General features: G+C 34.6%; 15 protein-coding genes. 5 read left to right on the forward strand and 10 right to left on the reverse strand.

Going from position 1 to position 16,425, the window contains the following annotated elements; genetic code table 11:
- Window positions 1-164: 164 nt before the first annotated feature.
- The 9 genes from ilvA to ilvD all read right to left on the reverse strand — a co-directional run bounded on the left by ilvA (window position 165) and on the right by ilvD (window position 11,116).
- Window positions 165-1,433, reverse strand: a complete 1,269-nt coding sequence (gene ilvA / locus MUA37_RS04225) for a threonine ammonia-lyase IlvA (protein WP_262624847.1) — start codon at window positions 1,431-1,433, stop codon at window positions 165-167.
- A gap of 35 nt (window positions 1,434-1,468) precedes the next feature.
- Window positions 1,469-2,044: a 3-isopropylmalate dehydratase small subunit gene (gene leuD / locus MUA37_RS04230; protein WP_002509094.1), complete on the reverse strand. Its 576-nt coding sequence runs from the start codon at window positions 2,042-2,044 to the stop codon at window positions 1,469-1,471.
- Window position 2,045: 1 nt separating this feature from the next.
- The gene (gene leuC / locus MUA37_RS04235; RefSeq protein WP_103388373.1) at window positions 2,046-3,416 is read right to left on the reverse strand and encodes a 3-isopropylmalate dehydratase large subunit; all 1,371 of its coding nucleotides are present in this window, start codon (window positions 3,414-3,416) and stop codon (window positions 2,046-2,048) included.
- A 15-nt stretch (window positions 3,417-3,431) separates the two neighbouring features.
- A complete protein-coding gene (gene leuB / locus MUA37_RS04240) occupies window positions 3,432-4,472 on the reverse strand; it encodes a 3-isopropylmalate dehydrogenase (RefSeq protein WP_262624848.1) in 1,041 nt (346 codons plus the stop codon).
- Window positions 4,469-6,004 (reverse strand): 2-isopropylmalate synthase, encoded by a 1,536-nt coding sequence (locus tag MUA37_RS04245; protein ID WP_142019513.1) that lies wholly within the window; start codon window positions 6,002-6,004, stop codon window positions 4,469-4,471. Before MUA37_RS04245 ends, leuB begins: the two co-directional genes overlap by 4 nt.
- Before the next feature lie 101 nt (window positions 6,005-6,105).
- Complete coding sequence (gene ilvC, locus MUA37_RS04250; RefSeq protein ID WP_002509098.1) at window positions 6,106-7,110, reverse strand: ketol-acid reductoisomerase; 1,005 nt, start codon at window positions 7,108-7,110, stop codon at window positions 6,106-6,108.
- Between the two features lie 49 nt (window positions 7,111-7,159).
- A complete protein-coding gene (ilvN, locus tag MUA37_RS04255; RefSeq protein ID WP_002509099.1) occupies window positions 7,160-7,633 on the reverse strand; it encodes an acetolactate synthase small subunit in 474 nt (157 codons plus the stop codon).
- The gene (ilvB, locus tag MUA37_RS04260) at window positions 7,630-9,393 is read right to left on the reverse strand and encodes a biosynthetic-type acetolactate synthase large subunit (RefSeq protein WP_002509100.1); all 1,764 of its coding nucleotides are present in this window, start codon (window positions 9,391-9,393) and stop codon (window positions 7,630-7,632) included. Before ilvB ends, ilvN begins: the two co-directional genes overlap by 4 nt.
- A gap of 34 nt (window positions 9,394-9,427) precedes the next feature.
- Entirely contained in the window at window positions 9,428-11,116 is a 1,689-nt protein-coding gene (ilvD, locus tag MUA37_RS04265; protein WP_238126172.1) for a dihydroxy-acid dehydratase, read from the reverse strand.
- A gap of 476 nt (window positions 11,117-11,592) precedes the next feature.
- Here ilvD and tsaE point away from each other — a divergent pair, with 476 nt between their 5' ends.
- The 5 genes from tsaE to MUA37_RS04290 all read left to right on the forward strand — a co-directional run bounded on the left by tsaE (window position 11,593) and on the right by MUA37_RS04290 (window position 14,702).
- A complete protein-coding gene (tsaE, locus tag MUA37_RS04270) occupies window positions 11,593-12,054 on the forward strand; it encodes a tRNA (adenosine(37)-N6)-threonylcarbamoyltransferase complex ATPase subunit type 1 TsaE (RefSeq protein WP_002509102.1) in 462 nt (153 codons plus the stop codon).
- Window positions 12,035-12,700: a tRNA (adenosine(37)-N6)-threonylcarbamoyltransferase complex dimerization subunit type 1 TsaB gene (gene tsaB, locus MUA37_RS04275; RefSeq protein ID WP_021459242.1), complete on the forward strand. Its 666-nt coding sequence runs from the start codon at window positions 12,035-12,037 to the stop codon at window positions 12,698-12,700. The genes tsaE and tsaB overlap by 20 nt, the downstream gene beginning before the upstream one ends.
- Complete coding sequence (gene rimI, locus MUA37_RS04280) at window positions 12,673-13,137, forward strand: ribosomal protein S18-alanine N-acetyltransferase (protein WP_002509104.1); 465 nt, start codon at window positions 12,673-12,675, stop codon at window positions 13,135-13,137. The genes tsaB and rimI overlap by 28 nt, the downstream gene beginning before the upstream one ends.
- Entirely contained in the window at window positions 13,130-14,155 is a 1,026-nt protein-coding gene (gene tsaD / locus MUA37_RS04285) for a tRNA (adenosine(37)-N6)-threonylcarbamoyltransferase complex transferase subunit TsaD (protein WP_002509105.1), read from the forward strand. Before rimI ends, tsaD begins: the two co-directional genes overlap by 8 nt.
- A 121-nt stretch (window positions 14,156-14,276) precedes the next feature.
- Window positions 14,277-14,702: a VOC family protein gene (locus MUA37_RS04290; RefSeq protein ID WP_002509106.1), complete on the forward strand. Its 426-nt coding sequence runs from the start codon at window positions 14,277-14,279 to the stop codon at window positions 14,700-14,702.
- A 63-nt stretch (window positions 14,703-14,765) separates the two neighbouring features.
- On the opposite strand, the gene MUA37_RS04295 is transcribed toward MUA37_RS04290, so the two are convergent.
- A complete protein-coding gene (locus MUA37_RS04295) occupies window positions 14,766-16,364 on the reverse strand; it encodes a MutS-related protein (RefSeq protein ID WP_002509107.1) in 1,599 nt (532 codons plus the stop codon).
- Window positions 16,365-16,425: the final 61 nt, after the last annotated feature.

Genomic DNA, 16,425 nt, shown 5'->3' on the forward strand with positions numbered 1-16,425 from the left:
CCTTAGCGCCGAAGGTAGTGGTTAACATCCCGCTTAGAAGTACTAATGTATTACATGCAAAGTACTTCTTTATATGAAAAAGAAAATGGTACTACTATTTTGAATAATAGTAGTACCATTTTCTTCTATGTTTATCAAAGATATTTATTTTGAAATTTTTAATGTTATATCAGTAAGGAATATAACATTTTATTTTCATTAATATAAATGTTTGATGGATCAAATTCTGTTACATTTTCTTTTAATTGTTCTAGATCACTATGATGATATAATTGAATACCGATAATAACTGTTCCTGTATTTTGTGATGATTTTTTCAAATACTCAAATTTTGTAATATCATCTTTTGCTCCTAAAACATCATTTACAAATTCACGTAATGCTCCTGGGCGTTGTGGGAAATTTAGGATAAAGTAATGTTTCATTTCTTCGAACAGTAAAGAACGTTCTTCAATTTCTTTCATTCTATTAATATCATTATTACCGCCACTCACGATACAAACGACATTTTTTCCTTTAATGTGTGATTTATATTGTTCTAATGCTGTGACACTAAGGGCACCAGCAGGTTCAGCAATAATTGCTTGTTTGGAATACATATCTAAAATAGTTGAACATACTGCACCTTCATGTACTTGGACGTAATCGTCGACTACATTTTTAGAAATGTCATATGTGATTTCACCGACACGAGCGACTGATGCACCATCAACAAACTTGTCAATTTCAGGTAATGTAACAATTTGGTTTTCTAATACTACTGAAGCATACATACTACTGGCACCAGCAGGTTCTACACCTACAATAGAAGTATTAGGTGAGTGATCTTTAAAATATGTGCCTACACCTGAAATTAAACCGCCACCACCAATTGCAGCAAATAAATAATCAAATTCGACATCATCTTGTTGTGCTTGATTGATAATCTCTTTTGCCAAAGTGCCTTGACCGGCAATTGTGTAAATATTATTAAAAGGATCAATAAAATTCATTTTGTTGTCTTGAGTATAAGTTAAAGCTTCTTTAAGACAATCATCAAATGTATCACCAGTTAATACGACTTCAACATTTGAAGCACCAAAAAATTTAACTTGGTTAATTTTTTGAAGTGGTGTTGTGACTGGCATAAAGATAACTGCTTTAAGATTTAATTTACTCGCGGTATAGGCTACGCCTTGTGCATGGTTACCAGCACTAGCACAAGTTATACCGTTTTGTCGTTCTTGATCACTTAACGCAGCAATTGCATTATATGCGCCTCGCAATTTAAATGAACGTACCCACTGCAAATCTTCACGTTTTAAATAAACGTTACAATCATATTTAAGAGATAAATAATGATCTTTTTGAAGAGGGGTTTCTTTAGCGATATCTTTCAATTGTAAAAATGCTTCATCTATATCCTTTGATAACACTGTAGTTTTTACTGTCATAATTTTCACACCTTTGATTTAAAATTAGTAGCTGCTTAATAAGCTTTTGATTCTTCATATGATTTGATTTGTTGCTCATATTGCAATGTTACTGCAATGTCATCTAATCCTTTAACCAATTTGTTTTTCCATGTTGAATCAATGTCAAAGTGGAAGGTTTGTTCTGGTGATGTAACTGTTTGGTTTGGTAAATCTATAGTAATTTCTTGGAATTGAGCTAAATGTTTACGTGCTGCTTCATCTAACGTAATAGGGAGCATACCATTTTTTGTACAATTCATATAGAAAATATCACTATAACTTCCTGCAATAATAATATCAAAGCCATAATCTTTTATCGCCCACGCTGCATGCTCTCTACTAGAGCCACAACCAAAGTTATCTCCAGTAATCAGAATGGAAGCGTCACGATATTCTGGTTTATTGGGGTTAAAATCTGGATTGTCTGAACCATCTTCTAAATAACGCCATTCATCGAAAGCAAACGGACCAAATCCCGTTTTGGAAATACGTTTCAAATGAACTTTTGGAATGATTTGATCTGTATCTATATTATCGTGAAAGAGTGGTACAATTTTACCACTATATGTTGTAATTGGTTTTACTTCCATCTTAAACAACCACCTTTCTTACATCTACAAATCTACCATTAATTGCTGCCGCTGCGGCCATTGCTGGTGATACTAAATGTGTACGTGCACCTTTACCTTGGCGACCTTCAAAATTTCTATTACTTGTAGAAGCACAATGAACACCATTAGGAACTTGGTCAGGATTCATGCCTAAGCACATTGAACAACCAGGCTCTCTCCAATCAAAACCAGCCTCTTTAAAGATTTGATCAATGCCTAATTTTTCAGCTTCATTTTTTACAGAACGTGAACCTGGAACAACAATTGCTGTAATTTTAGGATGTACTTTATTGCCTTTCACGATTTGACTTGCTTCAATTAAATCGGAAAGTCTGGCATTGGTACATGAGCCTAAAAAGACATATCCTAAGTCAATATCTTCAGCTTTTTGGCCGGGTTTAAGTCCCATATAGTTATAGGCACGTTCATCATTAACATCAGTTATTTCAGGGAATGGTGTGTTAAAATTGACACCCATTTCAGGACTTGTACCCCAAGTAACTTGTGGCTCTAAGTCAGAAACATTTAATTCAATGACTTTATCAAATTCAGCATCTTCATCAGTATAAAGTTCACGCCATGCATCTATATCATACTTATAATTCGTTGCGTAAGGGCGTCCTTTAACATATTCAAATGTTGTGTCATCTGGTTGCATCATGCCGTATTTTGCACCGGCTTCTATAGCCATATTACAAATAGTCATACGTGCTTCCATTGAGAGTGCGCGAATGGCTTCACCTGTAAATTCTAAAGCGTAACCTGTACCAAAATCTACACCATGTTGATTAATTAGATGTAGAATAATATCTTTAGCATAGACACCAGGAGGCAATGTACCATTTACATCAATTTTTAAATTTTTCGGTTTTGTTTGCCACAAACTTTGAGTTGCAAAGACATGTTCAACCTCACTTGTACCAATACCGAATGCAATGGCACCAAAAGCGCCGTGAGTGGCAGTGTGGGAGTCGCCACACACAATTGTTTTTCCTGGTTGAGTTAATCCTGTTTCTGGTCCTACCATATGCACTATACCTTGTTCATCTGAACCCATATCAAAGATGTGAACACCAAATTCTTTAGCATTCTTTTGCAATGTAGTTATTTGTTTATTCGCAATCTCATCTTTAATATTAAAAATATCAATTGTAGGTACGTTATGATCCAAAGTAGCATATGTTAAATCAGGGCGACGTAGTGTTCTATTTTGTAGCCTCAAACCTTCAAATGCTTGAGGAGATGTAACTTCGTGAATAAGATGCAAATCAATATATAATAATTGAGGTTCACCTTCTTTACCCGTTAACACATGTTTATTCCATACTTTATCAAAAAGTGTTTTACCCATACGACATCTCCTCCTTTAAAGATTTTCTTTTACAAAATTAAATATGTCAGAAGTAGTATACTGACCTCCAAGGTCTGTTGTTGTTTTACCAGTTTTAATCAAAGTATAAATGATATTTTCTAAGTGTGTTGCTGCATCATCTTGTTTTAAACTTTCACGTAAACACATAGCTACTGAAAGTAACATACCGAATGGATTGGCTTTATCTTGACCTGCAATATCAGGTGCTGAACCATGGATAGGTTCATAAAGACGTGTGCCTTGTTCACTAAAACTAGCTGATGGTGATAATCCTAAAGAGCCAGGAATAACAGATGCTTCATCACTTAAAATATCACCAAATAAGTTTTCAGTAACGATGACATCGAATTGTGACGGATTTACTATTAGGTGCATAGCGCAAGCATCAACGAGTAAATGGTTTACTTCAACATCAGGATAGTCTGCTGCTACTTCATTAACGACTTGGCGCCATAATTTACTAGATGATAAAACATTTTCTTTATCGACTGAAGTTAACTTTTTGTTTCTTTTTTGAGCTAACTCAAAACCAACACGAGCGATACGTACAATTTCGGCTTTAGTGTATGTTAGTGAATCGACGGCTTGATTGTTATCCCAATGTTTAGGTTCGCCAAAATAAATACCGCCAGTTAATTCACGCACAATTACAAAGTCTGTACCTGCTACTTTACTTTCTTTAAGTGGTGATAAATGGCTAGTCCCACTTGTCACTGTAGTAGGGCGAATATTAGCAAATAAGCCTAATGCTTTACGGATACCTAATAAACCTTGTTCAGGTCTATTAGCTGGATCTGTCCACTTAGGACCACCAACTGCACCTAATAATACAGCATCAGCTTGTTGGCACGCAGATAATGTATTATCTGGAAGGGGTGTACCATGATTATCGATAGCAATTCCACCAAAGTCATGACTTTCAAGTTCATAACTAAAATTAAATTGTTGACTTAACTGTGATAAGATTTCTAATGAACCTGACATAATTTCTGGACCAATACCATCACCAGGCAATGCTATGATTTTATAACTCATGAATGAATACCTTCTTCCTTGGAAATATCTGCAATATATTTGGCTTGTGCTTCGACGTATGATTTACATGATGCTAATAAAATATCATGATCGATACCAACGCCAGATACAATTTGATTACCGATTTTTAATTGTACATGTACTTCAGCTTGAGCATCAGAACCTTCAGTAACTGAATCAATAGAATAATCTAGTAGTTCAGTTTCTCTGTCGAAGATGCGATCAACGGCATTATAAACAGCTAAGATAGAACCTGTACCGATACTTGAATCTTGGTAAATATTGCCATCTTTATCTTTAATGACGACGACGGCGCTTTGTAAACCATTAGAAACAAATTGTAGTTGTAATGTTTCTACTTGATAAATAGCACTTTGTTCATGTGATGTACCTTGAATTAAAGCGTGAATATCTCTGTCAGTTACTGCTTTCTTTTTATCAGCGATTTCTTTAAATTGCTTAAATAATATTTTTTGTTCATCTACATCGATATCGTAGCCAAGGTTTACAAGTTTTTCAGCAAATGCATGTTTACCAGATAATTTACCTAGTGGTAATTCAGTTGTTTTAACACCAACGAGTTGTGGTGTCATAATTTCATATGTTTCAGGGTTTTTTAACACGCCATCTTGATGGATACCTGATTCGTGACTAAACGCATTTTGACCAACAATTGCTTTATTTTTTGGAACTCTAATACCAGCATAACGAGAAATCAAATCGGATGTTTGTTTGGTCTCTGCTAAATTAATTTTGGATTGATTGTTATAATGATCTTGGCGAACGTAAAGGCCAAGAGCAACTTCTTCAAGAGCTGTATTACCTGCACGTTCTCCAATACCATTAATAGTACCTTCGATACGCTTGGCGCCATTTTCAATTGCAGCCATACTGTTGGCAACGGCTAATCCTAAATCATCATGACAATGTGCACTGTAAATGACTTCATGATCTGTTTTAATTGTTTCAAGAAGTGTTTTGAAAATTTTTCCATATTCTGATGGATAGCTAAAACCTACAGTATCAGGAATGTTAATAACACTAGCACCGGCATCTACAGCTGTTTGAACACAATCAATTAAAAATGGTAATTCTGTTCGTGTTGCATCTTCTGGTGAAAATTGAACTACATCGAAAAAGTCTTTGGCATATGCAACATGCTCTTTAATTGAAGCTAATACTTCATCTTGTGTCATTTTTAATTTTGATTCTAAATGTATTTGACTTGTTGCAACAAATACATGAATACGTGGTAACGCAGCTTTTTTGGTTGCTTCATATACAGCATCAATATCTGATTTTACACAACGCGCTAAACCACATACAGCAGTAGTTGATAATGCTTCAGATATTGCTTCAACTGATTGAAAACTACCTGTGCTTGAGGCAGGGAACCCTGCTTCAATTATATCGACTCCCCATTTTTCTAATTGCTTTGCTATCTTTAACCTCTCATCGAATGAAAAACTAACCCCCGGCGTTTGTTCTCCATCTCTAAGTGTAGTATCAAAAATTTGAATATGGTTACTCATTTTCAACATCTCCTAACAATATATTATCCCGTTAATCTAACTAATTCGTAACATCTGAGATAAGAATTGATATCTCAGATGCTATGAAGTTAATTAGTCATTTATTTTTGAATGCTTTTAGATTTAATGAAAGGCATCATTTCACGTAAATCTTTACCAACTTTTTCAATTTGATGACCGTGTTGTTCTTCTCTTAATTTATGGAATTCATTAAAGTTATTTTCGTTATCTTTGATGAAGCGGTCACTGAAGTTTCCTGCTTGAATATCAGTTAATACTGCTTTCATATTATCTTTAACATCTGGTGTAATAACACGTGGTCCAGATACGTAATCTCCAAATTCAGCTGTATTGGAAATTGAATAACGCATGTTTTCCATACCACCTTCATACATTAAATCAACGATTAATTTCATTTCATGTAATACTTCGAAATAAGCAATTTCAGGTTGATAACCAGCTTCTACTAATGTTTCGAAACCTGATTGAATTAATTTAGTTACACCACCACATAGTACAGCTTGTTCACCAAATAAATCTGTTTCAGTTTCTTCTTTAAATGTAGTTTCTAATACACCTGCACGTGTAGCGCCAATTCCTTTAGCATAACTTAAAGCAATATCTTTAGCTTCACCACTAGCATCTTGTTCGATTCCGATTAGGGCAGGGACTGCACTGCCTTCAGCAAATGTACGTCGTACTAAATGACCAGGACCTTTAGGTGCAACTAAAAATACGTCAACATCTGCAGGTGGTTGAATTACATTAAAATGAATATTGAAGCCATGTGCAAATACTAGTGCATTATTTGGTTCCAAGTTAGGTGCGATTTCTTCCTCATAGACTTTACCTTGAATTTCATCAGGTAATAAAATCATAATGACTTCAGCTTGTTTTGCTGCTTCAGCTACAGGAAATACTTCAAAACCATCATCTTTCGCTTTATTAAATGAGTTACCTGGGCGAATTCCAATGATCACGTCATAACCATTATCTTTTAAATTTTGTGCATGTGCATGACCTTGTGAACCGTAGCCGATAACTGCAATTCTTTTACCTTGTAGTGCATCTTTTGTTACTGATTGATCATAATAAACTGTTGTCATAATAAAATCCTCCATGTGTAATTAAAATAAATTCGAAATTTTCCGAAAATTAAATGATTCCTGCTGAACCTGTTCTTGCAATCTGTTCAATACTATATGATGATAGATCATCTAATAAATTGTCCATCGTATATTGAGGACCTGAAGCTTGAAGGTAAGTATAATCCGCTTCTTGCTTCAATATAGATACTAGCGCATCATATGGTTGAATTACTTTGTATAATTCTGACTGATCAGAAGGGGTTTGTAACTTTACTAATACTAATTCTCTATTGTAGGTGTTAGTATCTGTAATGTCTTCCACACTAATGATGTTAATTTGTTTTTCGAGTTGTGTTAGTAAGTTTCTTAAAACGTCTCTGTCTGGCACTTCTGCTACAAATGTAATATCTGATATACCTTCTTGTAAGGTTGGTGTTGCAGATAGGTTGACGATATTGAATTGACGTCTTACAAAAATACTAGTTAAGCGGTTTAATGTACCAGCTTTGTCTCTTACTCTTGTGCGAAATGTTCTTCTCATTCTAAGCCCTCCATTTCATGATTCGGTTTACCAGAAGGAACCATTGGTGTTACAGGTTCAATAGGTGAAATTCTAACTTCAATTAATGCTGGACCTTCATGTGCAAAGGCTTCATCTAATTGAGATTCCAATTTTGTAGGATCATCTATCATAAACCCTTTAACATTATAGGCTTCAGCCATTTTTATAAAGTCAGGTTGGCCATTAAATACCGAATGAGAAAAACGTTTATTAAAGAACTTATCTTGCCATTGTTTAACCATACCTAAAGTACCGTTATTGATAATAACAATTTTTATATCTAGACCATATTCTTCAAGAATGGCCATTTCTTGATTTGTCATTTGGAATCCACCATCGCCCACAAAAGCTACTACTGGTTTTTGTGGTTCAGCTAACTTAGCCCCGATAGCAGCTGGAATGCCAAAGCCCATCGTACCTAAGCCACCACTCGTTACCAATTGGCCATGTGTTTTAAATGGATAATATTGAGCAACCCACATTTGATGTTGACCAACATCTGTAGTTACTATGGCATCACCATTTGTGATCTCACCGATATACTGAATTGTACGTTGTGGCTTAGAGAAATTATCTTGATCATTTTTATAGCTGAAAGGATATTGAGCCTTATTATTAGAACATGTAGTAAGCCACTCATCATGTTTAATTGAATAACTCTCAAATGCAAGTAAAGCTTCGATTGTTGCTTTACAATCAGCAACAATACCTAAGTCTGTTTTAATGATTTTATTGATCTCTGATGGATCAATATCGATATGCACGATTTTGGCATTAGGTGCGAATTCATCTGGCTTACTTGCGAGTCGGTCGTCAAAACGACTACCGAAGTTTATCAATAAATCACATTCTGTTAATGCTATATTACTGGCGTATGAGCCATGCATGCCTCCCATACCTAAAAATAGGGGGTGTTCATATGGTATTGAACCAAGACCTAATAATGTTGTTACGACTGGTAACTGATGTCGGTTAACAAATTCTGTGAATACGTCATTAGCTTGTGCATGATTAATACCAGCACCACCTAAAACTAGTGGTTTTTTAGCTGTTTTAAGGTAATCACGTAATTTTTGAATTTCATCAAATTTAGGTTCATTAGCTACCTTATAACCTGGCAAGTCTAAGTTTTCGCTGACTTGAGCATTAGTAGAAAGGATACCCATATCTTTAGGGAAGTCTATAACAACTGGTCCTTTTCTACCTGTATTAGCAATATGGAATGCTTCATGAATAATGGTAGGAATATCATTAACATTTTTTACTTGATAGTTATGTTTAGTTATAGGTGTAGTCATAGATAATAAATCTGCTTCTTGGAATGCATCTTTACCAATACCAGCTGTTGCTACTTGTCCAGTAAAGACTACTAATGGTAATGAGTCACTGTAAGCATCAGCTATACCAGTAATTGCATTAGTTGCTCCAGGTCCACTTGTTACTACTACTACGCCAGTTTTACCGGACACACGAGCATAACCTTCAGCTGCATGTGTTGCACCTTGCTCATGTCGTGCCAAAATATGTTGGATTTTTCCATCATAAAATGTGTCGTATAAAGGTAGAACGGCACCACCTGGATAACCAAAGATAAAATCTACATCTTCATGTACAAGTGAGTCAACTAACAGTTCAGAACCTGTTTTCATTTCATCAAGTGTTTCTGTTTCCAGTTCTGTTTGTTCATATTCTTCATTGGGTTCATATTGTTCTATTGCTTCAGGTTGGTCTTTATACATCGTTTCAACATTTTTAGCCATTTTCATCCACTCCTTAAATGAGATTTTCGGGCACTTGCATTACGCCACCTGTATTTGCACTAGTTACTAAAGCTGTATATCGTGCTAAATAACCTGTTTTTACTTTTGCTTTGAATTGTGGGACATCTTGCTTACGTGCTTCTAAAATTTCTGTTGAGACATCGACGTCTAATGTTCTTTCGGTTAAATCGATAACGATGTCGTCGCCATCTCTAATTAACCCAATAGGTCCACCTGAAGCTGCTTCTGGTGAAATATGACCAACAGCAATGCCTCGTGTTGCACCTGAAAAGCGACCATCTGTAATTAGTGCTACATCTTTACCTAATCCACGACCTACTATAGAAGAGGTTGGTGCTAACATTTCTGGCATTCCTGGACCGCCTTTTGGACCTTCATATCTTATAACTACGACATGACCTTCGCGAACTGTGTGGTTATCAATAGCTTCTACAGCTTCGTCATGTGAATTGAAACAAATCGCTTTCCCTTTAAATACTTTAATAGAAGGGTCGACGCCACCAACTTTGATGACTGCTCCATTTGGTGCTAAGTTACCGTAAAGTATTGATAAACCACCTTGTTTATCATAAGGATTGTCTAAGCGTCTAATAACATCAGCGTTTGTTATTTCTTTTCCTTCATTATTTTCACGTAATGTCTGACCAGTTACGGTAATACGATCTGGATGTAATGTACCTTCTTTTTTAAATAATTCATTGATGATGGCTGGAACGCCACCAGCTTCGTGTACATCATGCATTGAATAAGATGAGCTTGGTGCGATTTTAGATAAATAAGGTGTTTGTTTTGCTATTTCATTAATACGTGTTAAATCGTAATCAATACCTGCTTCATTAGCAATTGCTAATGTGTGAAGTACAGTGTTTGTTGAACCACCCATTGCCATATCTAAGGCGAAAGCATCATCAATTGCTTCTTTAGTAACAATGTCACGAGGTTTAATATCATTTTTTATATTGTCTACAAGTTTAAATGCTGCTTCTCTAATCATTTCTTTACGTTGATCACTTACTGCTAATGCAGTTCCGTTATATGGGAGAGCTAAACCGAGAACTTCCATTAAGCAATTCATCGAATTTGCTGTAAACATGCCGGAACAAGATCCGCATGTAGGACAAGCATTTTGTTCCATATCTAAAAACTCATCCTTTGTAATTGAACCATCTTTAAATGCGCCAACCGCTTCAAACATTGATGATAATGTAAGAGCTTTACCTTGTGATGATAAACCTGCTTTCATAGGTCCACCTGAACAAAATACAGCTGGTACATTCGTTCTAACTGATGCGAGTAACATACCAGGCGTGATTTTGTCACAGTTTGGTATGTAAAAGACGCCGTCAAACCAATGTGCATTTATGACTGTTTCTGCAGCATCAGCAATGACTTCACGTGATGGTAGGGAATATCTCATTCCAATATGTCCCATAGCAATACCATCATCGACACCGATTGTATTAAATTCAAATGGTATAGCACCGGCTTCTCTAATGGCTTCTTTGGCTATGTCGCCAAGTTCTCTAAGGTGTACATGCCCTGGAACAATATCGATATATGAATTACAAATCGCCACGAAAGGCTTGTTCATATCTGTTGGTTGTTGTAAAGCACCTGTTGCATGTAAAAGACTTCGTGCTGGAGCTTGGTGATCTCCTTTTTTAATCATGTCACTTCTCATTGTGAATTCCCCCATAAAATTGAAAATAAAAAAAGCGTCCCAATAAATTATTGGGACGCTTTCAAGTCCCATTCAACTAGAAATAGGACTTAAACTTTTAGTAAATTGATACTAAAGCTCCAGTCCTATAAGCATAATAAAATGACTAAAATATTTGAAGTTGTTGGTTTATTTACTGTTGTATTATAGGTCATCTTATTATGCTCCTTTCCGTTTGAATGGTTAATATATTAGTTGTTTGAATTATCTAAAAATTTGATAAATTAAATTTACTACATCGCCGGAATGATGTCAATGATTATTTTGAATTTTCTTTCAATTCTTACAATTATCTTTTTTTAATTAAACGGTTTACATTAAAGTAAAAGTAGTAAAAATTTGTTAGAATATAAGAGTTAATTATCAAAATAGCAAATATAAGATATGATACAGCTAAACATGTATTTTATATTCTGACAAATAGTAGGTGTAAGTGAATGATTAAAATAACAAATTTGGAAGCAATGGAAGCTTTTGGTAATGCTGTAGCTAAACATCTCATTGCAGGAGATGTTGTATTGTTAAATGGCGATTTAGGAGCAGGGAAAACTACTTTGAGTCAATTTATTGGTAGGGCATTAGGCGTTAAACGCACTATTAATTCACCGACTTTTAATATTATCAAGTCGTACAAAGGCAAGGACTTAAACTTTCATCATATGGATTGTTATAGACTAGAAAACGCTGAAGAAGACTTAGGTTTCGATGAGTATTTTGAAGATGAAGCAGTAATACTAATTGAGTGGAGCCAGTTTATAAAGCCGTATTTACCTGAACAACATTTAACAATCAATATAGATGTAGACAATGAATATGAACGTACAATTCAACTCGTTGGTACAGGAAAACATTATATTCAAATTAAGGAGGAGGTAGAACATGAATTATCTGTTGATTGATACTTCAAATCAACCACTTTCTGTAGCGGTTATGCAAGATGATCAAGTATTAAGTGAACTTAATTCTAATGAAAAAAAGAATCATTCGGTGCAATTAATGCCAGCTATTATCAAAGTATTACAAAGTGCACATGTAGATAAAAAAGACTTAGATGCTATTGTCGTCGCTGAAGGTCCAGGTTCATATACTGGATTACGTATAGGTGTTACAGTAGCTAAAACATTAGCTTATGCCTTAAATATAAAGCTCTATGGAGTATCATCTCTAAAAGCTTTAGCCGCAACAGTTTCAAAGACAAATCAATTGATAGTTCCTATTTTTGATGCTCGACGCGAAGCAGTTTATGCTGGAGTATACTATTATGATGATAATCAGTTACATTGTGCTATGAATGATCAATATATAACGATTGAAGCGTTATTAAACCATTTACATGATCTGCAGCAATCATATATTTTTGTCGGAGAAGATAGCGAAAAATTACAAGATTTACTAGATGCAGAATTTATCGCGAATTTACCGCAAGCTAAAACAATGTATTCATTAATAGATACCGTACCTAATGATGTATATACATTTAAACCTAATTACTTAAAAATATCAGAGGCTGAACGTAATTGGCTAAACCAACAAAACAAGAATTAACAATCAGACCTATGGTCAAAGCTGACGTACCTCAAGTGTTCGATATTGAACGACATAGTTTTAATGATAGCTCATGGACGATTGATGCTTTTTATCATGAACTTGAAGCAAATGAATTCGCTCATTATTTTGTAATTGAATACAACCAACATATATTAGGTTATGTTGGAAGTTGGATTGTGATAGATCAAGCACAAATTACAACAATTGCCATAACAAGTGACTATCGTGGTTATGGGTTTGGACAATTGTTATTAAATTATGTCATTCAATTTTCACGCAACAAATGTGACACATTGAGTTTAGAAGTCAGGGTCGAAAATGCAGTGGCACAGCATGTTTATCAAAAATTAGGTTTTCAGTACGGTGGCAAGCGGAAAAATTATTATGGTGAAGGTGAGGATGCATTAGTCATGTGGGTGAATTTAAATGAATAATGAAACGTTAATATTAGCAGTAGAATCTAGTTGTGACGAAACAAGTATTAGCGTCATTCAAAATGGTACTACTATTTTAAGTAATATTGTATTGAGTCAAATAGACAGTCATAAACGATTTGGTGGGGTTGTTCCAGAAGTTGCTAGCAGGCATCATGTAGAAGGAATAACTACTACTATTGATGAAGCATTGAAGGACGCTGATGTAACAATGGAAGATATTCATGCAGTTGCTGTGACACAAGGACCTGGCTTGATAGGCGCATTACTTGTAGGTATCAATGCGGCAAAAGCGTTAGCATTTGCATATGACAAACCATTGATACCAGTGCATCATATTGCAGGACATATTTATGCCAATCATCTTGAAGAACCATTACAATTTCCTTTAATAGCACTTATTGTATCAGGTGGCCACACAGAATTAATATATATGAAAGACCATTTGAATTTTGAAATTATTGGAGAAACACGTGATGATGCAGTAGGTGAAGCCTATGATAAAGTAGCACGAACGATAGGTTTAAGTTATCCAGGCGGCCCGCAAGTTGATAAATTGGCTGCAACAGGTAACGATACGTATGATTTTCCACGCGTATGGTTAGATAAAGAAAGTTATGATTTTAGCTTTAGTGGCTTGAAGAGTGCAGTGATTAATAAATTGCATAATCAACGTCAAAAACAACAAGAAATTAATATTGCCGATGTTGCTACAAGTTTTCAAAATAGTGTTGTAGAAGTATTAGTAGGTAAAGCACTTCAAGCATGTGTAGATTATAATGTCTCGGATTTAATTGTTGCAGGAGGCGTTGCCAGTAATAAAGGTCTCAGAACTGCGTTGACTGAGCAATGTGAACAACAAGACATTAAATTATCTATTCCAAGCGCTAAGCTATGTACAGATAATGCCGCAATGATAGGTGCGGCTGGCCATTATTTATATCTTGAAAATAAATATGCTGATATGACACTTAATGGTAATAGTAGTTTAGATATCGAAATGTTTTCAATAGAATAGCGTCAACAAACCTTGTAATGTCATTGATATATGACTTACAAGGTTTTTTATAAATGAATAGATAAAATTTGGGTATTTATAGTACTAGATATACTACTAATAATATAAGGGGAAATGTAAAATGAAAACAATACAATATTTTAATTTTAAAAATAGTTTAGCAGCATTGAACTTTTATGAGCAACATTTAGGCGCGGCTAATATTCATCGTGTAGGTGGCGATGATGAAATGTTTAAAGATATGCCAGAAGAATATCAAGTTGATGGAGATTTTACTATGCATGCAACTTTTGAAATCTTAGGACAAACATTTTATTGCAGTGATACTTGGAAGAATAAAAAAATTGATAACAGTGGTGCGATAGTAACATTTACCTTTGACTATAATAATGAAGATGAACGTCAACAAGCAGTAACATTTTTCGAAAATGCAATTAACGGTGGTTGCGTGGCTACAATGGAATTGGGACAAACAGAGTGGTCACCACTATATGGGATGTTTAATGATCCATTTGGTGTCACTTGGATGATTAGTGCAGAAGAATAATAAATTAAAAGAACCGCTTCTGATCTTTATTTTATCAGAAACGGTTCTTTTAATTTGGGGTTGTTAGCGATGCTCAACGTTGTTTTTAGCGCGTTCATAAATTGGAGTAGGGAAGTCGGTGATACGTAAAAGTTCTATCGCGTTACGAGTATTAGCTTTACCTGACTTAATAATAAAATCAAAGTGTATTTCATTATCACTAATAGTTTCGTTAAAATGATAATTTTTATAATCGGGTTGTAATAATGACGCTAATTCAATATCATGTGTTGCTGCCATTATCCGAGTATTAGGTTGTTGATTTAAATAACGTAATACTGATTCTGAAGCGGCAATACGTTCAGAAGTATTTGTACCTTTGAAAATTTCATCAATAAAATAATATCGATAATTGTTATTTTGACCATTAAAAAGACGACGAATTGCTTTTAATTCAGTCATAAAATAACTTTCTCCAGAAATAACGTCATCTTGGTTAGCCATTGAAGTAAATACCGAACCAGGTTTGTACTTAAATTTATTAGCTGTAACGGTTTGCACTGTTTGAGCAAGTATTAAATTTAATGCAATTGCCTTCATATAGGTTGATTTGCCAGAAGCATTGGAACCTGTTAATAGCATTTGAAAATCAATCGTTAACGTATTAGGTACGGCATTGGTCAGTAATGGATGGGTTACATCTTTAGACTCGATCATAAAGTTATCAGTAATTTCAGGTGTTGCATAATAATCTAATGTCTCACGCCACAATGCGACTGAATAATGATTATCTAAAGTTGCAATATAGTCATAGCAAGCTAAAACTTCAGCTTCATATCGTTTATAACTATGTTGAATTAAGTGGAAAATATGATAATCCACCATAAAGGCGAGTTTAAATAATAACATAATAGAAAATGCGTCATTATTAGAATTTGCACGGCCTAACAACCAACTAAGCTTACGTGATGCTGTAAAATGTTTGAAGTTAACATCGAGAGGTGGCAAGCCTTCTAATTTATGTAGTTTATAGGCTTTTTGAATTACCGATGCTGTATAATACATAGAATTTAAATTTTGTTCGAATGTTTTGCGTAATGAACCACTTAATACAAAATTGAGTACAATAAACATCAATGTAACAATCGTGCCAATTTTAAAATCAATAAAGAGTAATAACAAACCAACAAAGGGTAGATAAGTACAATACATAAAGACAGTTTGACGTTTAACCGGCGCTAATTGGTCTGGGTAAATAGGATAGATTGACTTTCCAATTAAAGCAAGATGGTAACTTACAGTTTCTCTAATATATGAATTGGACTTAAACAATTGGATTAATGACTCATTATCAACAGTTGTCATATTTCTTAATGTACTATACAACCGCATTTCGCCAATAGCAGTAAAATTAAAATTCATACGTTTAAATAATTTAGGTAGATCTAAATCGAACCATGTTTTATCATCGATAATCCTATCTTGAAGCTGTGATGTTTGGTACGTTTCAAAGTAATATGCATATCGATGATATGGACGAATAAATGTTTCTAAAGATTTTTGTAATTTCCATAATAGTGAGATTTGTTGTTTCAGCTTATATCTGTAAATGATATCACTCATAATAATAACGATAATACTAAAACAAACAACCGCTAAAGCGGCCCATAAAAATGATGGCATAAAGAAACTCCTCCAGCGTTATGATAATGCATTAATTGAAGTTTATCATAGTGAATTTAGG

This window comes from Staphylococcus arlettae (genome assembly GCF_025560845.1).
GTDB lineage: Bacteria > Bacillota > Bacilli > Staphylococcales > Staphylococcaceae > Staphylococcus > Staphylococcus arlettae.